We start from the raw sequence: 20,190 nt of genomic DNA, 5'->3' as shown, positions 1-20,190 counted from the left end.
GCGATCAACCCGTGTTGCCCGCCCGGGCGGTGGATGTTCGCGAGGACGCGGCAGAACGGTCCGTCGCGCGCTTGCGTCTGTTCAACCGCTGTTCAGGGCTGTTGATAGACGAAAAGATGGTTTCAAAAACGAAGGCCGCGCCGGAGTGGGGCGTCAGCGCTCTTCGCCTTGGTGGAGCAAAAATGATGACGTATCATTCCGGATCGCAGCTCGGCAGGCTGAGGATGGCCGCCGCCGCGCTGCTGCTGCTGGCGCTTGCCGCTTGCGCAACGCCCTTCAAGGCCGACGTTTCCCGTTTCACGACGCAGCTTCCGGCGCCGACCGGCCAGAGCTTCGCGGTCGTCGCCGACGATCCCAAGCTGTCGGGTGGACTGGAGTTCAACCAGTACGCTTCGCTGGTGCGCGATCGCATGGTGAAGCTCGGCTACACCGCCGTCGACGATCCTGCCCAGGCGACGCTCATCGTCCGCTTCGACTACGGCGTCGACAACGGTCGCGAGCGGGTGCGTAGCACCAACATCGGGCCGGCCGGACCGTGGGGCCCGTGGGGTTACGGCGGCTTCTACGGACGCAGCTGGGGTGGCTGGGGTGGCAGCTGGGGTGGCCCCTGGCGCTACGGCTGGTATGATCCGTTCTTCGACAACAGCATCCAGTCCTACACCATCTACACCAGCGGCATCGGCCTGAAGATCGATCGCGCGGTCGACGGCCAGCGGCTGTTCGAAGGCAAGGCAGAAGCCGTGTCCACATCCAATCGCCTGCAGTATCTCGTTCCCAATCTCATCGAGGCGATGTTCACGAACTTCCCTGGGAACTCCGGGGAGACCGTGCGCATTACAGTCGCGCCCGAGAATAAGTGACGCTTGTATTCTGACAGGCTCCCCCCTGCAAAGAGTGGGAGACACCGAGGGGCGGGTCCGCTGAAACAGTGCGGGCCCGTCCTTTCTGTGTTGCCGGATCGCTTCCAGGCAGCCACGGTGGACTCACGATGCACAATTTCATGGCCATCCTCTCGCAGCTTTTCTGGGGCGTCACGATCGGCGCCCTCAGCGCTGCTTTCGAAACGCTGGCGAAGGGCGCGATGATGCTGTGCGGCCTGGGCGGCGCGGGCTGGTACGGCCTGCGCTGGCGCAGGAACCGCCGCATGCGGATCCGTTCGCAGGACGCCGACAGGCATTCCTGACCCGCCACGCCGGCTCAGTTGCCGAGCGCGGCCACGCCCCCCGTGGAGCCGAAGCCGCCTTCGCCGCGCATGGTGGTGTCAAGCTCGTCGACCTCCACCCACGACGCCCGCGTCACGGGCGCGAGCACGAGTTGGGCAACCCGGTCGCCGCGACGGATGTCGAAGGCTTCCGCCCCATGGTTGATCAGGATGACCTTCAACTCGCCGCGGTAATCGGCCTTCAGGTCACCGGTTTGGGTGAACCCTAGATGGAATAGGGGTGTTTTAGGGTTCACCCATTTTCTTTGGGTGAACCCGTCCCCCGATTCGCGAGGGTTGTTGGTAAGACCGACGCCCATTCTGGACGATCGGTTGACTTCGAAATTTATTTTCGAAGTCAACCGATCGTAACCGCCGAAGGCGGTGACCCGCTCGCCCCGCACAGGTGCCTCAGTAAAGAAGCCCCTACGGGCGGATTGCGAGGGGCGGCTGACCGGGCTGAAGCCAGGTCTTCCGCTACTTGCGCGCCGCATGCCCGATTGCCGTCTAGAAGTTGCGATTGTCACTTCAATGCTTTCCTTCAGTTCCTTTCAATTCACTTCCGTCTGCTTTGACGCCGGCGAACGCCGTATGCGCTTGGAAACGAACTGCTGGAACTACCATCTCAAACGCCGGTTGAGCCAAACCCGCCCATCCCGCGGGAGGTGGTCGCAGAGAAATTCTCTACGACACGAAAAGTGGGCCGAAGGATCGGCAGGAAGACCAGTTGTGCGATACGATCGCCAGGATTGATTATCACCGGGTCGCTACCGGGGGGCGTGCGTAACCATGTGCTGATAAAAATCTGATTCGCATAGTCAGCGTCGATGGTGCCGACAGATTGACCGAGAATAACCCCTTTTTTGTGGCCAAGCCCCGATCTCGCCAACAGGAACGCAACGACATTAGGGTTGTTCATCAATATCGCAACGCCTGTCGGGATCAGTACGGCATCGGCTTGGGGACGGAGTTCTAAAGGTGCATCAAGGCAGGCGTACATATCGATGCCCGCCGACATGTCCGTCTGAAACGAGGGAAGGCCCCATTCCTGGATTCGCTCATCAAGGACACGTAACTCAAATTCGGGGATGCTCAACTCATTTCCTTCACGAGATTTTCTGCCAGAACCGATCAGGCTTTGAGGGTAGCCCAACCTCAAACAGCTATAAAGGGGGGGCACGAACACATCGCCCATTCATCATAGCAGAAGGACGATCTGAACTGATGCGGTCATCTAATCGCAGCACCATTGGCAAGCAGATTTTGAGCTGACCGTATACCGGGTTCAGGGGCGTCTTCGCGGTCGGCATAGGCCGCCGCATGATGGGTTCTCGATGACGGAACTTTCCAACGTGGATGCCTCCCTTCACCGCATCAGTTCAGGCATACTCGGCCTCAACAACCATTATCGCGGACTCGGTACAAATAAGCAGAGCAGACAATGGCGATCCGAAGAACGATGCCGACGTTCCGCTGACGAGGTCATTGCCACCCAAAATTGCGAACGACTGCAGACGCTCAAGCGCTGATGAGCATTCCAACGGCTTGGAGCCCATCCCCTGCTGATGCGCGCCCGGATGGGGGCGGAAGCGGGGTCATGCTTGCATGAATTCTCTTGTTATGGCCATTACTTAGCGGCAGGCTAGAGTTGTCTGTTTTTGGGGGCGGAATGTTCAGCGAACTGTCGAATTTGCATCGTGCTCTAAGTGCGTACATCGAAGCGACTTATCATATCTCCAACCCAAATCTCGTCGATCTGCGGCGATTGATCCTCGACCAGCCCGGAACGATCTCCCAACGCGCCTATATTGAAAGTACGCCCATCTATCAGGGCGATCGGAAGTTCGCAGACCTCGCAATCCCGCAAGTAGCGCGCGACTTTCTGACCCATCTTGGCTCCGAAGCTGGCGGCCGCCTGGTCTTCAACCCGCCCTACCCGCATCAATCCGATGCGCTAGAAATCATCGCCGATAGTGCAGGCCGCTGCCTACTGGCTACCACTGGCACCGGTTCGGGAAAGACGGAAACATTCCTCCTTCCGATCCTCATGAAACTCGCGAATGAGGCGGCCACACGGCCAGAGCAGTTTGCGGAGCGCGCAGTTCGATCAATCATCCTCTATCCGATGAACGCGCTCGTAAACGACCAACTAGGCCGGTTGCGTCGCTTGCTCGGCGCGTCGTCTGTTCGAGAGTGGTTCACAGAGCAGGCGGGGCGCCCTGCCAAGTTCGCGCGATACACAGGCCGATCACTCTATCCTGGCCAACGGACAGAGGACCGAAACAAGCGGCGCTTGAAAAGCCTGAACTTCTATCGGGACCTCGAACGCGATGCTCAGACCGACGAAACGGTCGCTGCGCAGATTGACCAATTGCGATCCCTGGGCCGCTGGCCTGCCAAGCCAGCCGATGCCGATGGTGAGAACGGCATGACCAAATGGCTCGGCAGTGGGAAGCGTTGGATCGGGCCAGATCAGAAATTCCAACGCGCCATCGAGCGCGTCGAGGATCCCGAGTTGCTGCTGCGGCATGAGGTGCAAGATCAAGCGCCCGACCTGTTGATCACCAACTACTCCATGCTCGAGTATATGCTGCTGCGGCCGATCGAGCGCTCGATATTCGAGCGGACGCGGGCATTCTTCGAGGCCAATCCGGACGAGCGGCTTCTTTTCGTGCTAGACGAAGCACATCTCTACCGCGGCGCAAGTGGCACCGAGGTCGCACTGCTGATCCGCCGCCTGCGTAATCGACTCGGCCTCACCCCAGATCGGATGCAGGTCATCGCGACCAGCGCATCTTTCTCGGATGGCGAAGCAGCAAAGACGTTCATCGGCGGCCTGGTCGGCCGCGATGAGGATATGATTGAGGTGCTGCGTGGAAAGAAACATGCGCGCCAGCCCTCCGCGAGCGGCAACGCACCGCTTGCCACTGCGCTCGCAGCCTGCCGAACCGAACAATTGAAGGATGTCGATCCCGTCCAGCGCATTGCCGCCTTGGCGCCACTGCTTACCTTCCGGCGTGACGCGCTTTCGGCAGATCGGCTGATGGTGGCATCATCGACACCGAAAGCGGTCGAAGTGACATTGGTTGGCGTCGATGCATCACTCAAGACCATAAGTGAAACCCTGTCGATCAGCCCTCACGGCTCCGCGCAGACCAGCAATGCCTATCTCGCGCTAACGGAAGTAGCAGGCGCAGACGGTATCCATGTCGGAAGGTCGGCGGATCGACCCGACATCAGCATCGCCGACGGGCAGACGCTGGTTGTCCGCGATGGACTACAGCGGGCGATCCATGCCGCTCTGGAGGAACTTCCTGTAATCGGCCGCCTGGTGAATCTTACGGGTGGAGCGACGACTTCGAGCGATCCAGCAACCGAAGAGCCTCAGGCGCCAATCGCGCTGGATGCCATGGGCGACCTACTGTTCGACGGTGATATTTCCGATGCGGTGCGCTCGGCGGCGACCGATGCGCTGCTCGAACTCGCATCCTACGCCAAAGCCGAGCCCGACGGGCAGCCGTTGCTCGCCGCACGCGTCCATGCCCTGTTCCGTGGCCTGCCCGGCCTATGGGGCTGTGCGGACGAGGCGTGCGTGGTCGTACCGAGCGGTATCGGGCCTGGCCCAACGGGGATGCTGTACGCTCAGTCCACGCGCGAATGTGGGTGTCGCGCGCGCGTGTTCGAGATCCATACCTGTCGCGACTGTGGCGTCGCCTATTTTAACGCCTTCGCACTGAACCCGAGCCAGCCCGACTTTCTGTGGGCAGAGGACATCGGCGATATCGACGATGTGGACGGCGTCGTCCGTCCGGTCCAGATTTTGCTCGAAGATCCCGGTTTCGACGCCGACAAATATTGCACTAGCAGCTTTCTCGATCCGCTCACCGGTCGCGTCGGGTCGAAATCTCCCGACGCTCGCGAAATCTGGCTCCCGCGCCCCAAGAAAGATGTCGAGCCGGGTCATTTCGAGAAATGCCCCCATTGCGAGGCCAATGGCTCGCAGATCATGGATCACCAAACCAAGGGGGATGAGCCATTCCAGGAACTGATCAGCGTTCAGTTGCTCGACCAGCCTGCGCGGGTTGAAGCGACCTCACCGCTCAAGGGGCGCAAATCGCTGATCTTCTCTGACGGGCGGCAGGCGGCATCACGGCTGTCGGGCAAACTCAAGAATTTCTCGCTGCAGGATAGCATTCGCCCGCTGCTTCTGGCGGGACTGCGCATGCTGGAAGAGCGGTTCGGCCAGCCGGTTCCGCTCGGCTATGCCTACCCCGCCATCCTTTATGCATGTGCCAAGTTTGACGTGAACTTCCGCCTGCCTGGGGCCGAACATGAGGAGTTTGCCCGCGACCTGCGCAAAGTCCACGGATTTATCCGCGACGAGGGCGATTACGCCGAATTCCGTGATCTGGCCGACACTCTGAATAAGACCCATGTGAAATCGGTCCGGGCGCCGCTGGCGCGGGTTCTCGCCAATCGCCACACGGGCTTGCTGCCGCTGGCGCTGGCTGCCCCCGAGGCGATGCTGACCGACAATCAGAAGCGTCGAATGGGCGCGCTACCCGTCCCGCCGGTCGGCACAGGGACCGACGATGATAAGCGTCAGGCACTGCTCGACCTCTGGCTGACCCAGTCGCTCGCCGCGGGCTCCGTTCTCGTCGAGGGAACGCCGAGCGAATGGATCGATTCGACTGACGGGCCGGCCCTCAAGCGCAGCAGCGGTCGCCACACTGCGTTGCTGGAGAAATTGCTGACGGGCCGATGGCACCGAGCGCAGTTCGGCGCGAACGCCAAGCCTGATGCGAGTTGGATCGACTTTCTGACGACGACGTTCGCACAGAACCACAATGCCAAGGGCTTTTTCATCAACGCTGCGAAGGTCCGGCTGCGACCCGAGAGCGAGGTCGACTGGCGCCGGTGCGGGCACTGCACACTAGCGCAGCCGGTCAACCTGTTGATGGGCGCGATGTGCGTGAAATGCGGGAAGGATACTGATCCGCTCGATCCGAGACAGGACACGGTCTTCCGCACTCGCAAATATCTCTACCGCAAACTGGTCGAGCGGCTCGAGGCCGAAGGCGATCAAGGCTATGTGCCTTATCCGTTCGTCGCTGAGGAACACACCGCCCAACTCAACGATGCGGGTCAGGACCAGGCTTTCTCGCGCGCCGAATGGTACGAACTGCGCTTCCAAGATCTCGATGTGCCCGGCCCACGCGGTGAGCGCGCCGGCGCGGTCGATGTGCTTAGCTGCACGACCACGATGGAGGTCGGCATCGACATCGGTAGCCTCACGGCGGTCGCGCTGCGCAACGTGCCGCCGGGTCGCGCCAACTATCAGCAACGCGCGGGTCGCGCCGGTCGCCGAGGCTCATCGCTTTCCACCGTCCTGACCTTCGCTGGTTCGGACAGCCATGATCAGCGCTTCTTCGCCGATCCCCAGACCATGGTTGGCGGACCGGTCCCCGACCCGGTGCTCAACCTTGACAATCGTGAGATCGTCCAGCGCCACGCATTCGCGCTAATCCTATCCCTGTTTCAGCAAGAGCGGATTGAAACGCCGCCTACCGATGGCGATGCCCAGGCATCCAATATCTTCGAGTCGCTGGGCAAACTGGCCGAGTTCCGTGATCCAGACCCCAAGGGATTTACATTCGCCGGCCTCAAGGTCTGGCTCGCGTCCAATACCGCGCTGATCGATTCCGCCTTGCGCGACGTGATTCCATCGTCCGCGATCGAAGGCGATCCCGATGCTTTTTTCGCAAACGTACCCCAGAAGTTGCTTGTGTCGCTCGAAACCGTTGGCGCTGGCACTGGGGAAGTGGATTTGGTGGCGGCCGACCCGGTGATCACCGCCGAGGAAGGTCCGGCGTTCGACTTTGGCATCGAGGATTATGGTGGCGATGCCGACATGTTCGATACCCCGGCGGACGAAATGCCCGCCGAAGAGGCCCACGAGACCGGCGAGGTCAATCCGGAAGCGCCGCTCAAGCCGCAGAACCTGCTCGATCGGCTGTTCACCAAAGCTGTTCTACCACGCTACGCCTTTCCGACCGACGTGGTGTCGTTCACGGTGTTCGATCCGTCGAGCACCGCCTATCGCGCCGAGATCGCCTATTCTCCGCAGGCGGGCCTGACCCAGGCGCTCAGCCAATATGCGCCGGGGCGCGAAGTGTGGGTCGATGGCCGCAAGTTTCGGTCGATGGCGATCTACTCCGGTTTCCAGAAAGATCGGATCAATGCCTATCGCGCCCAGCGGCTCTATTACGAGTGCGGGAAGTGCGGCTACGCCAAACTCGAGGACATCGACGATACGCACCGGCGCGGCGACACCGAGGACTGCCCTGCCTGCAAGAAGAAGGCGGGCATGGGGCCAGCCGAGCGCTGGGTGGTTCCGGTCGGATTCGCGCATCCGCATGACGAAGCGTTCGAGTTAGCGGGCGACGAAAATCCGCTGCCGACCCGTCCGACGCGGGCGAAGCTTAGCGCGCCACAGTTCGAGCAGCAGCATGAACTCGGCAAGCTCGACCGACCCGATGGCAGCGGCTTCGCCGCCTGGGCGTCCAAGCAGACGCTGATGGTGACCAACCTTGGCGTGCGTAAGCCCGGTGCGGCCGAGACCGGATTCCTCTATTGTCCCGCCTGCGGCCGTACCGAGCCGACGAGTTGGTCCGAGGGCAAGTTGGCGAGTAGCAAACCGCATCCACGGCCATATCCCGATCATCGCAAGCAACCCGAGTTTTGCGATGGGCGCGGCCGTGCTTTGGTGCTCGGTCACGAATTCCTGACCGATATCGCGCTATTTTCGTTCAAGCTGGCGCCCGAACTTCATGTGCCAGCCGGATCGACCGCGGGACGCATCGTGCTCACCACGATCGCCGAGGCGCTGAGCATTGCCGCCGCTGGCTTGCTTGACGTCGATGCCGCCGACATTGGCGGTGGTCACCGGGCAGCCCTCAATGAAGGTGGCGCGCGCGGCAGCGAGGTGGAGGTATTTCTCTACGACACGGCGCCCGGCGGCGCCGGGTTCGTCCGTGCAGCCGCCCGCGATCCTGCCGCCCTCCTCCAACTCGCGCTGGACCTGCTCGAAGGCTGCACCTGCTCATCCTCCTGCTACAATTGTCTGCGCTCGCACAAGAACCGCTGGGATCATGCCGATCTTGATCGACATCTCGGTGCGACCTTCTTGCGCCACGTTCTTTATGGCGAGCGGCCATGGGTGCCAACCGAGGTCGAAGATCGTTTGCTCGATCTGCTGGCAACCGATCTCAAGGACAAGGGGGAAACGATCGAAAGGCCCCAACCTGGTGAACTGCTTTTACCCGACTACGGCAATCGTAGCCTCATAATAAGCCATCCGCTGATCCGCGAGAAGCCCGGATCGAAACGCGCTCACGCTCGTGGTAGCAGCGCATCGGATCGCTATCTTGACCAGCTATTGGTGGACCGCGCCTTGCCGGCGGCCATTATCCAGGCGCTTGATGCGTCGTCCACGTCGATCGAGGACGATCCACCATTCGCGTGGAGCGAGACCGGCGTGCCTGTCTATAGGTCGCTTGCCGCGCTGGCCGGGTCGGGGGCGGAATTGCCGGTCACCGCCGAATTTGCCAATATCCCGGGAGCGCCAGAGGGCAGCTTCATCGTCCAACTCGACGTGGAAACGATGGAGAACACCAAGCTTGGCGAAGCGCGACCATTTACGCGCGGCACCTGGCATCTGTTCTCGCGAGCGCGCGTGCCCGACAAAATGCCGATGCTCGTCCGGCGGACCGATGGAAAATCTTTTCAGGCATCGTCAAGCGCAGTTACCTTTGGACGCGTGGGCACCAGCATGAAAGACAGCGGCATGGAGCGATATCGTATCGTTTATGGCTCACTGCGTCCAACCGCCCGCGCCGAACAGATCAATGTGGATGCGGTCGAACTTCTTGGCGCCTTTCATAAAGTGTTGGGAGCCTGAAGCATGGCGATCATGATACCCGACGTCGCGCCCGACCAAATCATCCATGGGTCAGAGCGCGATGTGTATATCGCGCTTCGCGATCAGTTGCCGGACGTCTATCGCGTCGTCCATTCACTGCCCTGGCTGCGCCCCAATCGCGACTACATCGATGCGCCGCTGCGCGAGGGCGAGGCAGACTTCGTCATCTTCCACCCGGATTATGGGTTGCTTGTGCTCGAGGTGAAGGGCGGCGAGGAGATGTTCGCGCGCGGTCAGCAATGGTTTCGCAAACTGCCCAATCGCGACAAGCCAATCACCAATCCATTCGATCAGGCGCGCCGCAACATGCACGCGCTCACCAATGCTGTTGAAGAGCGGACCGGGGGTCGGCTCAAGTCGAACCGCTATGTCTATGGCTACGCTGTGGTCTTTCCGCACGGCCGAGCCACCGGCACGCTTCCACTCGATGTGGCCGATCAGATCCTTATAGATGTTGATCGCATGCCGGAACTCGAGCGGATGATCGAGAAGGCATTCAATGCCTTCCCGCAGAAGGTCGGGAAGTTGCAGCGGTCTGAGTTCATTGAGATGCTCGACGTGCTGTTACCGAAGTTCCAGATCATGCGTCCGCTGTTGCCGCAGATCGAGGCTGGCCGCGAAAAGCTGCTCGAACTGACCGATAATCAGGCACTCGCCTTTCGCGGCCTATTCTCCAACCCGCAATTGCTCATCGAAGGAGTCGCCGGCTCGGGCAAGACCTTGCTAGCCGTCGAACGAGCGCTCGCATTCGCGCGCCAAGGGATCCGATGCCTGCTGGTCTGCTACAATAGGGAACTGGCGCAATGGGTCCGTGAGCAACTCGCGGCCGATCCCGATCGGGCTGAGATCGCCAACTTGATTGATGTCTATCACTTCCATGCGCTGGCGGCGGAATTGGCGAAGGAGGCCGGCCTGCCATTCGATATCCCTGCAAGTTCTGCCGAGCAGCGCCAGTTCTGGGATGAAGACGCTGCGACAATCCTTGAGGCGGCGAGTGCCAGCCTGTTCGCAATGGATGAACCGCGCTACGGCGCGCTCGTCGTCGATGAAGCTCAGGATTTCGCGGAACTCTGGTGGTACGCGCTGTTTCCGCTGATCCAGAACGGCGACGAGGGGCTGATCTTCGTTTTTATGGACCTCGCCCAGTCGCTGCGCGAGCAGGCCAGCCCGCCGCCCTTCGATTTTCCCGCGCGGTTCTCTCTCAACGTCAATTGCCGCAACACCAAGCGCATCGCCCGCATGAGCGCCAACTTGGCCGCCCTCGAGACGCTATCGCCCGCGGGCGCTCCAACCGGGATCGATGTGCGAATGCTCCGCGCCGCAGCGCCGACCCAGCAGGCCGGGCTTGTCGCGAACGAGCTTCGTCGCCTACTCGACACCGAGAAACTCACGCCGGGACAGATCGTGCTGATCGGCCCGGCCGCCAAGGATCGAGGCAGTTTGAAGGGCATGAATGACGTCGCCGACACGCGTATCGTTACGTCCGCCGCCGACTGGCGCGCCGGGAAAGGCGTGCTCTGCTCCACCGCGCGCTCGTTCAAGGGGCTCGAGGCGGATGTCGTCATTGCCTATGACCTGGCCGCACTAAGTCCCGGCTTCACCGCTGCAGACCTATATGTCGCCTGCAGCCGCGCCCGCCATGTGCTCATCCTGATCACGCATGATGAGCGCATTCGCGGCGTGCTCGAACAAGCAGAGGTCGCTAGCCGCAGCGATGCTTGAAACGCTGACACCCGATACACTGCGTTCAAGGCTGCGGTTCTCGAGCGATCCCGATGGCAGCCCATCCGTCGGCTCGGTCGCCGACGCTGCCCGAGCCTGCGTGAGGGCATGGCGGTCGCCAGCGCGGGCACGGGTCACGGCCTATCTGCATCGGCAATTCATCGCGGCCGGCTTCGCCGAGCATCTGGTACGTGCGCGCGTCGGAGATGTAGTCGACGCCCTCATCGACGTCGGAGATGTGACGCCGGTACGTCTGAGCGGAAAGGCGAGCCTGGTTTTGTCCAGACCGCGCTGGATCGCCGTCGCGCCCGAAGACTATGCCTTCCTTGGCAAGGCCGATGGGGAGACGCCGGTGGCCGGCATTATGGATGGATACGTGCGCCGGTCCACGGCGCTTGCGGGCTATGCCAGTGCTGAAGACTTTGTGTCGTTCATGGGGGCGTCTGGCTATCGCCGCCATCTTGCCCGTCGAACAAGAGGCAGCGGCGATGGCGTACTCGGGGATTTCTGGGCGACACTGACCTCTTCACTGCGCCATGATGGCCTGCCGCTCGACGCAGCCCAAATGCGCGCCGTGGTCGATCCGCCGGGGGCACATGATGGCTATTTCGGTCAGCACAATCAGCCGACCGTATCTGGCAGATGGAAAGTCAACGCACCTGACGGAATCTGGTGTGGCGTGCGGCCGGGGCGCAACCATAACGAATGGCATCCGATCCTGATTGGCGTGTCAGGAAGCGAGGTTCAATCGCTCGATCTGTTCGACTGGGATGAGTGGACCTGGGCGTTGCTCGCGCGCGGGGCCGCGCTCGGCGCTCCAGAGAGATCAGAATGGAAGTCTGGCACCTTATCGTTCCAGTACCCGATCCCGGCACAATATCTTCGCGCGCTACGCCTCATCGCGAGGCCAGGCGACAAGCGTTGGACATGGACCATCAATGATGGCGCCCATGCGGCGTTTTCGCGATGGCGAGAAGCCGCTCTCTGACCGCTAATCGATTGTCATAACCATGAACTTATACTCGTCAAAGCGGGGCTCAGTTAAGGCATCGATCAGGCCATCGAGCCGGGCAAGGCGAACGTCGCGGGCAAGGATCGCCATGTCCCGCGCGTTGCGGATGGTTCTGAAACGACTCCGCGCGAACCCCTGCTCACTGGTCTCCATGCCTTGGGCGGTCGCATCATCGAGAAATGCTTGTCGCGTCGCTATCAGGTCTTCCGCCTCGCACATGATCAGATAGCGGCGGCTGGCGATACGCTCCTGAAGGTCAGGGCATTCAGCGAGCGATGCTTGGTGCCGCTTAGCGTGTTCCTGCAGCAGCAGCGCGCTGCCTGCGCTTTGAGCGGCCTTGATGTCGGGGCTGACCGGCGCGCGTTGTCCCGTCGCAAGCACGATCTTTTCGCCGCGAGCGCTTACGTCCCATGGGGTGAACAGGGCCTCGGCATGGTCGGGCGCGGCCAGCGTCCAAGTTCCACGATCGAACTTGGCGGCCAACACGTCGAGGCGGGACGTGAACTGGCTGTTGAGCCAGCGCCGATCGGCCCGTAGAGCCTCTTCTATCGATTGGATCGCGTCCCAAAAGGGCTTCTGCTCCTGACGCGTTCGCGAGTCCTGCAAGAGTTGGACAATATGACCGCGATCGAACTGGTCGAAATAGCGCTCGCCCGGTACCCAACTCAGAACCGCAACCAGATAGGTGCCGCGACCTTCTTCGCTGGCCAGGGCATGGCCGTCTGGGAGCTTTACCCGCAGACAACTCGGACACTTTTGGCCGATCTTGACCCATTCATTGACTAAGGTGTCATGGACGGGGTCGCCGTGATCGAGGAAGTTGAGCGGGGTCGCCGAATTTTCATCAAGGTAGACCGTCGGCACTGGTGGGGATTCAAGCGACCGGCGGCTATCAAGATAGGCGTAGCGCTGACCGTCACGCGGATCGAGGCCAGGAAGCGGAAAGCGCGGTTCGGCAGGACCGGTCGCATAGGGCGATCGATAATAATGCAACATCCGGAAAGTCCGGGCGGGCTCGTCGGGATCCTCGCCTTTCCATAGTCTGAGACCGTCGGCGCGCCCGATCAGCCGCATCCATCCACGAAGCCCCGTCTCGATCCGGACGATGGCCCGCCGTGCGGTCGAGCGTTCAAGCAGCGGCCCTAATGCGCCCGCCCGATCGAAATGATCTGCCAGTGCGCGCGCGCGTTCCGGCGTCCATGGCAACGCGTTGGAGAGCGGCGTGACTAGCGCATCGCCATTGTCTTTGGCGATGTCGCGCGCCTCTTGGGATAGCGCCTGCCAGTTGACCGTGTGCGGTGTGAGCGCGGCATCGACGATATGCTGGCCGACCACGTTGATCTCATCGCCGTCGAGACGGATGCTGCGTTTGAAGATGGCGAAATCGTCGAGCACCGAGACGACACGCTCGTCGACCTGACCGCGCTGATAAATCGCGTAGATATCGATCGTGCGTTCGCCGGGCTGATCCGCCAGCGCGGCGCTGCCTAATCGATCGAGACGGCCAATCCATTGTTCGACGGCGACCGGCGACCACGGCATACTAAAGAAAATGAGCTTGCGGGCGTGCTGGAGATTTAGACCGACCTGCGCGACGTCCGCGGCGATCAGCAACTGATCGTCGCCATCGATGAACCCGCCAATGCCGTCGTCATATTCCTCGAACAGATCGACCAAATCGTCGGTCGCCGAAGCATCGCGATTGCGGTTGACTGCGAGCGACAAGGGGCGCCGCCTTCCGCGCGGGCCGATTGTCGGCAAGAATTGCGGGATCATGCGCTCGAGATAATCGACCGTAGGATTATCCTCGGCGACGATCAGCACTGCCTCATCTGGATCCTCGTTCCAAATATCGACCAGCAGGTCGATCGTTGCCTCAATCCGGCTGTCTCCGTTGGCCGTTTCCAAGTGCTTGGCCGCCGCCGCCAGAAAGCCTTGCGGGTCGCGCTGATCGCGGCCGCGCAAAATGTTGATGCGTTCGCTCAAGGCGCGCGGCGAACGCAACGCGACCTGGCCGAGCCGCGCAAGGTCGGTCGCGGCAGCCCCACGACCAGCATGTCCGATGAATTGCCAGACCTGCTTCTGGCGCGCTACTTCGTCATAGGTTGGTTCGATCGCGATGCGGTGGAGCACGCGCTGGGGTAGCAAGTCGGGGTAGTCGCGGCGATTGGTATGCGTGACCCGTCGCAAGATGCTGTGCGTCATGGCGACGGTCGACGCCTGGGCGCGGTCGGGTGGCGTCATCAAGCCGACGGCTGTCCAAGCATCGGGACCGCCAGCGCCCATTAGAGCGGCGGCCTCGGCTTCCCGCGCCCGCAGGCTCGCCTCGGGCGTGTCGGAGGTTCGCGCTGCGACTGCCATGCGTTCAGGCTCGAGAATGGCGAGCAACTGACGGAACGCCTCGGCGTCTTCGAGCTTGGGCGTCGCTGAGAGGAGCAGTAACTGACGAAAGTCGCCGGCGACATCGGTTATGCGCTGGCGCGCATTGGCCTGGAGCCGCTGCAACTCATCGACCACGAGCAGATCATAGACGTTGGGATCGATTTCGGTGATGGAGTTCAGTTGGTCATAATAGGCCAATCTGACGTGAGCGCCGCTTTCCTCTTCCTCGGGCGCGCGGCCCAGCGGAGTGAAATGGCCGCGCGTCTGGCATTCGAGCAGCCACTGGGGCGCGATATTGTCGGGAACGAGGATGAGTGCCCGGTGTCGAGGGTTCTGAAGGCGCAGCGCATTCAGGATCATCAGTGTCTGGACGGTTTTGCCGAGCCCGACCTCATCGGCGATGAGATGACGAATTCGGCTGTCGGACAAGATCCGCTGCACATTGGCGAGTTGGTGGGGATAGGGCGCTGCGGCCACGCCAGTCGCGCCGCCAAGCCCCGCTACTTCGCGCTCGACCCTGCGGCGAACCGCCTGAACGCCAAGACATAGATCGATATAGGAATCGCTCATTTGCCCCCCATCGAGGTGCGAGTGCGGAGCGCTGCATAGCGGATCGCCCGCGCGGAAAAGCTATCCGCAAGCAGGCGCTCAGTCGCCGCTTTCCATGACAGTCGCGCCGCAACGGCTGGCCGCACGAACAGCCAGTATGCTGATTCGACCAGATCGCGGTTCCATTGCCGCGCATGGTGGGCCGGTCGGTTCTTGATGATCCAGCCGTACAGCAGATCAACGATATCGTCGGGTAACATCGATTCGAAATCGGCTAGGCTCAACGTATCGCCAGCATCCAACGGTCGAAGCAAGTCGACCATTTCAATAAGCGCCGCCTCTCTTGCTGCCGCGCGCAGCGCCTTGTCCCAATTTTCGCTGACCTCTCCGACGTCGACATCCTCATCGAGATTGAAGGGGCACGTATCGCCGACCGATTCGATGTCGTCGGCGAGCGCGACATAGGCGTCGTAAAACACCTCGTCGAGCACGATGCCAAGCTCTTCTTCGATCGGTTCACGGCTTGCTTCCAGCGTGATCGGCAGCGCTCGTGCGTCGATCAGGCGAATCAAGATGCGGTCGAGCAGCGCCCGCTGCGCCCGCGACATCTGGACGTCGCAATAACCGACCTGCAAGCGAGCGCAGGCGGCGAGAAACGCGCTGACAAAACTTCTACCCCGGCGCTCGGCGAGCGCGGCTTCCTGCTCCTCCCAAGCCTCACCGCAGAGTTGCTGGACCACCCAGGCTTCGAGTTGCCGCACAATCTGGCCGCGCCGAAATTGGGTGACCGGATGATCAACGGCAGCGGCTGACCAACCAATTAGCGCATCGACTGTAGCGCGACCATCGGCGGCCTGGTCGCGATCGCTTGCGAACTGACGCACAAGACGGTCTGGTTTGCGCGCCCGCGGGACGTCGCCCCCACGCCAGATGCGCGGACCGACGCAATAGCCTCCCGCCTGCAACGGTCTATCATGGCCGGCACGAAACAGCCTTATATCGTCAACGGTCGTTGAATTGGTTGTCGCCGCCAGCAAGAGCGGTTGCTGGGGCTGAGCCGCGAAGATCGACAACTCGCCGCTCTCATCGCTCGCGACGAGTTGCCCATCGGCTTGCTTGGACCATGCAAACGGCGCAGTGACCTGCTCAAAGGCGAACGATGCTTCAAGCAGCCCAGTCACGATGACACAGAGTTCGGCGCGGCGCGCGCTCAGCAATCGCTCGACCGTGTCGGTGTCGAGAAGGCGCTCCCAAATGATGTGATCGCCACCGAGCCGACACGGCGTGTCGGGTAGGATTTCCCGCACGGTCTTCACTGCACGGCCGTCGCAGCAGAGCGTCAGTTCAAGTTCGGCTTCCTGCACCGGGGCAGCGCTGTCGAAGCGCAGAGTGATTTGACGATCGGCGAGGTCGGCGGTGGAGGCTGTGCCCGCATCGATGTCGACGGTTAGTAGGTTGGGGTCATCCTCGGCTGCGATCACCTCGAATAGTTGCTCCTCACCGGCGCCGTAGCGGAGGCGGTAGAGGCCGAGATCGGACGCTGTGAACCCAGCCATCAGCGTGCCCACGCCAGCCAGGGCAGACTGTTTGCCATCCGGGGTGGTCAACCGGGCCTCGCAATTGCCACATGGGGCGTTCAATTCGAACGCGATGAAGTTGCCGACATGAAAACGCGGGACCGGGCGATGCTGCTCGATCTCGACATCGCCGATCCACGAGAAGCGCGTGGTCTGGCGCACTGCGAACCCAAGCGCAGCGAGCCAGACTTGGTTGGCTGGGTCGGCCGCATCCAGTCTATAGCCACGCAGTCCCGCGACGCGGCCAAGTTGTTCAGCGCTAGGCGGCGCAATCTGCGCGGGGTCGGCCAACAGGATACAATGCCCACTGTCGGCGATCGCTGCGCCGCTGCGTTGCAGAGCATCGCCCTCGTCGCTGAAATCGGAGAACAGGATCGGCGCGGCGGTCGCGACGCGCAGACTCCCGAGAAAATCCTTGGCCTCCTGGGCAATCGGAAGGTCAGCCACATCGGCAATCAGCGGGACGTCGGTGCCCGGCAGCGCCTCCACTTGCAACTGCAGCGGGAAATCACTGAAGATATTCCGGCCCGGCACTGGGCGGCCATCACCCCAAAGGAAGGCGCGCCACCGCATCGCGTCGAGCGCGCTTCGCGCGCTGTCGCGCGCTGCCTGCTGCATTTGGGGTATCTTCAATGCGAAAGAGAGCCGCTGCTCGACCGTCCGAAGGATCAGTGGCGCGAATTTCGGCTCTATCTCAGCGCGCCGGCGCGGCCGCTGCCTGGGCTGCGCCTCCAGCGCCTTTTGCCGCTTGCGCGCTTCACGCAGCGCGGTGTTGGCACTCTCGTCAGAGGCGAGATCCGCGGCGATACGGTTCAACGCTGAACTAGCGATGCCATGGGTGCCGTTCGGCTGCAGGAACCGCCGGATTACGGCTGCGGCCGTGTAATGATCGTCAAGCCAAGCGATCAGCCGGACGCCACCGGTCAATTGCGCTCGGTTGCGAATGGGCGCGATCAGGCCAGCGTCGCTGCCCGAAACGTCAAGATGGGCACGAACTTCACGCAAAGTCCGGGCGAGCGGCCGATGCAGTTCGATCGGCAGGATCGCGTGCATCACAGGCCAAGCAATGTGACAGAAGGCCAAGTTCCACGGGGTATCAGGCGGCTGTGCGAGACCGAGTTTGGCGGACGAGCGCTGAAACAGGTTCGAAAGCGCTGCGCGATCGGCAAAGCTCGCTTCGCCTAACTGCTCCGCGAATATCGGCCAGAAGTCGGTTCCGGTGCCAAGATAGGCGTAGCCAATTTCAGTGGCGGCAACCAACAGGGGTAGTGGCTGCCTTCCCCACCAGCCACTCTCGATACGGTGGCGTGCTAGGCTCGCGCGAACCGTCGCAATCAATTGCGCGAGATGAGCACCTTCGACGTCATGTTCAAAGAGATATAGTGGCGTATTAGATCTCGACGCACGCAATTCAATAAAATGCGCAGCTAGCCTCGCGTGCAGTCGCTCTATTTCTGCGTCAATGCCAGCATCTTCAGCGACGATCGACACGTCAGCGAGTGGGAAAGCAAAAACTGAGGAAGCAAAATCTTTCAGTCATTTGGTACGCCCCTCCCGTCGGTCTACCGCATCTTCGACTGCTTCACGGATGAAATCCGAAAGCTTCTCTTTTTCGCCAAGCACCGCGCGAACACGATCGAGTGTGCCCTCGCGAAATCGAGCTGTCAGTTTGTCGCCTTCCGGGGCGTTGATCCTCCGCCGTCCCATATGACCGTGCGTACGTGCCACCACAAAAAATGTCGAGCCTCTGTTTTGTTGCCACCATCTATTGACGGGATAGTTGCCACCATCTAAATAGGTGACACCATCTATCTGAGCGAGCATCGCAAGTGTTGCGGGGCGTCGTTCGGTGAAACTAGGAAGCACTGACATGGCTAAAATCGGCGTTTTCACTAAAAACAGCGATGGCTCGTATACCGGAGAAATCGTTACCCTCACCGTCCAGGCGACAAACGTCCGAATCGCCGCCATCGAAAAACAACTCGGCGACCAAACACCGAGCCGCTTCCAACTCCACCGCCGCATCGGCGCCTTCCAGGCAGTCTGGGCTGTGGCTGCCTGAGATGGCCGAGGACAATGGTATGAGGGGGGGGGGCATCGGTGCGGTGCTCGCCGCCCAGCGGGCATACGCTGCGGCAAGCCGCGAGAAGTCCAAGTTCGGCTTGATGGTGCCGGAAGCCTTTGTTCGAGGCATCCGGGATCTCGGCTATCGTAGCAATGGTGATGCGATTGCCGAATTAATCGACAATGCGCTGCAGGCCTATGCTGACCGCATCGACGTCAGCTTTGGCTATGATGGTACGACGTCGGTCAAGAAGCCCACACAGGTCGCAGTGATCGATAATGGGCACGGCATGGAGCCCGACATGATCCGCATGGCAGTCATGTGGGGTGGCACGCACCGCGAGAATGATCGCGGGGGTCTTGGCCGCTATGGCTATGGCTTGCCATGCGCGTCGGTAAGCCTTGGTCGTCGCTTCACCGTCTTCTCCGCGACGCTCGGCGGCGCATGGCATTGCGTCACACTCGACCTCGATGCGCTCGCCGAAGGCGCCTACACTGATGGGCACGGCGATATCGTTGTACCGCCGGCGAAGACCGCCACCCTCCCACCCTTTGTCGCCGAACAGATCGCGCAGGCTCATCCGGCCGGCTGGCGCTCGGGGACTGTCATTCTGATCGACAAACTCGACCGGCTGGAATGGTCGACCGCCCAAGGTCTGCGTGAAAATCTGTGCCGCCAGTTCGGCGTTACCTATCACAAACTGAGGCGTGAGGCGGCGATCTTCGTCGATAATGATTTCGTCGAGCCGATCGATCCCTTGTTCCTGACCCCAGACTTCCGCCTTTTCGGTCATGATGATGACCGGGCGGTGGCACTCGATCCGATCCGAGTCGAAGTGCGTAATCCCGACGATGGTACCTTCTGCGGCGCGATGACGCTGCGCTACGCCTGGCTGCCGCCGAGTTTCGGGTCGGTCGACAAGACCCGCGACGCGGTTGGCCTCAATGCCAACCCGCGTTTCGCTATATTGAAGGATTTCCACGGGATCATCTTCAGCCGCAACGGCCGCTTGATCGATGTCCAGACGCGCACGCCTTGGACCAGCTTCATCAATAACGATCGCTACATCAAGGTCGAAATCGAGTTTTCTGCGACCCTGGACGAGATGTTCGGCGTGACGACATCGAAGCAGCAGGTAACGGTCTCGCCCCGTATCTGGGACTTGCTCCAGCAAGCCGGCCTGCCGAAGGCGATCGAGCAACTGCGCGGTAAGGTCAAGGACGCGAAGCTTGTCCGGCGCCTTGCGGCCCTCGCGCCCCGCCCGGGCGAAGAGAATCTGTCCGAAAGAGCCATGGGCCGGACTGCCGAACTCGCTCATGGTCATCAGCGACAGTTCGATCTTGGTCTGCGGGCATCGCCATACCGCTTGCGCTTTGAAAATCTGCCCGGTCAGGCCTTTTTCCGGATCGATCGCGCGAGCGGTGCCCGGACACTGCACCTGAACACAGCGCACCGCTTCTACGAGGATATCTATGATGGGCCGACATCAACCCAGGAAGTTCGGACGGCCTTAGAAATCTTGCTTTTCAGCTTCGGTGACGTGCTTTTTGGTGAGGGTGAGCGTGGCGCGATCCAAGTCGAGTTGTGGTCACGGCGACTAGAGCAAGCGCTGGGGATGATGGCCCAGCATCTGACCGAGAGCGACGATATCGATGTCGGTCCGATTTCCTGGAGCGATGCGGTCTAGTCTCGCGCTGCACA

11 protein-coding genes and 1 pseudogene are annotated in these 20,190 nt (G+C 61.4%); 7 read left to right on the top strand and 5 right to left on the bottom strand.

The window, feature by feature from the left end:
- Positions 1–185: 185 nt before the first annotated feature.
- Entirely contained in the window at positions 186–860 is a 675-nt protein-coding gene (locus tag C2R25_RS05110; protein WP_103728586.1) for a DUF4136 domain-containing protein, read from the top strand.
- Between the two features lie 128 nt (positions 861–988).
- Complete coding sequence (locus tag C2R25_RS05105; protein ID WP_103728144.1) at positions 989–1,183, top strand: hypothetical protein; 195 nt, start codon at positions 989–991, stop codon at positions 1,181–1,183.
- Positions 1,184–1,197: 14 nt separating this feature from the next.
- Here the strand turns inward: C2R25_RS05105 and C2R25_RS05100 are convergent.
- Both C2R25_RS05100 and dut read right to left on the bottom strand, forming a co-directional pair.
- Positions 1,198–1,458: pseudogene (locus C2R25_RS05100) on the bottom strand (dUTP diphosphatase); the annotation flags it as partial.
- Positions 1,459–1,826: 368 nt separating this feature from the next.
- A complete protein-coding gene (dut, locus tag C2R25_RS05095; protein ID WP_103728143.1) occupies positions 1,827–2,396 on the bottom strand; it encodes a dUTP diphosphatase in 570 nt (189 codons plus the stop codon).
- 474 nt (positions 2,397–2,870) lie between these two features.
- Between dut and C2R25_RS05090 the strand changes: the two genes are divergently transcribed.
- The 3 genes from C2R25_RS05090 (at position 2,871) to C2R25_RS05080 (ending at position 11,892) form a co-directional block, all read left to right on the top strand.
- Positions 2,871–9,161: a DEAD/DEAH box helicase gene (locus C2R25_RS05090; protein WP_103728142.1), complete on the top strand. Its 6,291-nt coding sequence runs from the start codon at positions 2,871–2,873 to the stop codon at positions 9,159–9,161.
- Positions 9,162–9,164: 3 nt separating this feature from the next.
- Positions 9,165–10,904 carry a nuclease-related domain-containing DEAD/DEAH box helicase gene (locus C2R25_RS05085; RefSeq protein ID WP_103728141.1) on the top strand — a complete coding sequence of 580 codons (1,740 nt, stop codon included), beginning with the start codon at positions 9,165–9,167 and terminating at the stop codon, positions 10,902–10,904.
- A 238-nt stretch (positions 10,905–11,142) separates the two neighbouring features.
- Positions 11,143–11,892, top strand: coding sequence for a hypothetical protein (locus C2R25_RS05080; protein ID WP_146049623.1), 750 nt, complete (start codon positions 11,143–11,145; stop codon positions 11,890–11,892).
- A gap of 3 nt (positions 11,893–11,895) precedes the next feature.
- Here the strand turns inward: C2R25_RS05080 and C2R25_RS05075 are convergent, their stop codons facing one another.
- From C2R25_RS05075 to C2R25_RS20160, 3 genes are read right to left on the bottom strand one after another with little or no spacing between them, the layout of a single operon-like run.
- The gene (locus C2R25_RS05075; RefSeq protein WP_103728139.1) at positions 11,896–14,868 is read right to left on the bottom strand and encodes an SNF2-related protein; all 2,973 of its coding nucleotides are present in this window, start codon (positions 14,866–14,868) and stop codon (positions 11,896–11,898) included.
- The gene (locus C2R25_RS05070) at positions 14,865–17,915 is read right to left on the bottom strand and encodes a hypothetical protein (RefSeq protein WP_146049622.1); all 3,051 of its coding nucleotides are present in this window, start codon (positions 17,913–17,915) and stop codon (positions 14,865–14,867) included. The genes C2R25_RS05075 and C2R25_RS05070 overlap by 4 nt, the downstream gene beginning before the upstream one ends.
- A 45-nt stretch (positions 17,916–17,960) precedes the next feature.
- The gene (locus tag C2R25_RS20160) at positions 17,961–18,296 is read right to left on the bottom strand and encodes a hypothetical protein (RefSeq protein ID WP_146049621.1); all 336 of its coding nucleotides are present in this window, start codon (positions 18,294–18,296) and stop codon (positions 17,961–17,963) included.
- Between C2R25_RS20160 and C2R25_RS20155 the strand changes: the two genes are divergently transcribed.
- Both C2R25_RS20155 and C2R25_RS05060 read left to right on the top strand, forming a co-directional pair.
- The gene (locus C2R25_RS20155; RefSeq protein WP_146049620.1) at positions 18,295–18,486 is read left to right on the top strand and encodes a DUF736 family protein; all 192 of its coding nucleotides are present in this window, start codon (positions 18,295–18,297) and stop codon (positions 18,484–18,486) included. The two genes, C2R25_RS20160 and C2R25_RS20155, sit on opposite strands and share 2 nt — an antisense overlap.
- 1 nt (position 18,487) lies before the next feature.
- Positions 18,488–20,176 carry an ATP-binding protein gene (locus C2R25_RS05060; protein WP_233203772.1) on the top strand — a complete coding sequence of 563 codons (1,689 nt, stop codon included), beginning with the start codon at positions 18,488–18,490 and terminating at the stop codon, positions 20,174–20,176.
- Positions 20,177–20,190: the final 14 nt, after the last annotated feature.

It is taken from the genome of Novosphingobium sp. HII-3, assembly GCF_002916655.1.
Taxonomy (GTDB): Bacteria; Pseudomonadota; Alphaproteobacteria; order Sphingomonadales; family Sphingomonadaceae; genus Novosphingobium; species Novosphingobium panipatense.
This window is presented reverse-complemented; position numbering and strand designations above follow the sequence as displayed.

What these genes read in the sequence shown, in the direction of transcription:
- C2R25_RS20155 (WP_146049620.1), top strand. Translation starts at nt 18,295, where the DNA reads ATGGCTAAAATCGGCGTTTTCACTAAAAACAGCGATGGCTCGTATACC.
- C2R25_RS05085 (WP_103728141.1), top strand. Translation starts at nt 9,165, where the DNA reads ATGGCGATCATGATACCCGACGTCGCGCCCGACCAAATCATCCATGGG.
- C2R25_RS05075 (WP_103728139.1), bottom strand. Translation starts at nt 14,868, where the DNA reads ATGAGCGATTCCTATATCGATCTATGTCTTGGCGTTCAGGCGGTTCGC.
- C2R25_RS20160 (WP_146049621.1), bottom strand. Translation starts at nt 18,296, where the DNA reads ATGTCAGTGCTTCCTAGTTTCACCGAACGACGCCCCGCAACACTTGCG.
- C2R25_RS05105 (WP_103728144.1), top strand. Translation starts at nt 989, where the DNA reads ATGCACAATTTCATGGCCATCCTCTCGCAGCTTTTCTGGGGCGTCACG.
- C2R25_RS05060 (WP_233203772.1), top strand. Translation starts at nt 18,488, where the DNA reads ATGGCCGAGGACAATGGTATGAGGGGGGGGGGCATCGGTGCGGTGCTC.
- C2R25_RS05110 (WP_103728586.1), top strand. Translation starts at nt 186, where the DNA reads ATGACGTATCATTCCGGATCGCAGCTCGGCAGGCTGAGGATGGCCGCC.
- C2R25_RS05090 (WP_103728142.1), top strand. Translation starts at nt 2,871, where the DNA reads ATGTTCAGCGAACTGTCGAATTTGCATCGTGCTCTAAGTGCGTACATC.
- dut (WP_103728143.1), bottom strand. Translation starts at nt 2,396, where the DNA reads ATGGGCGATGTGTTCGTGCCCCCCCTTTATAGCTGTTTGAGGTTGGGC.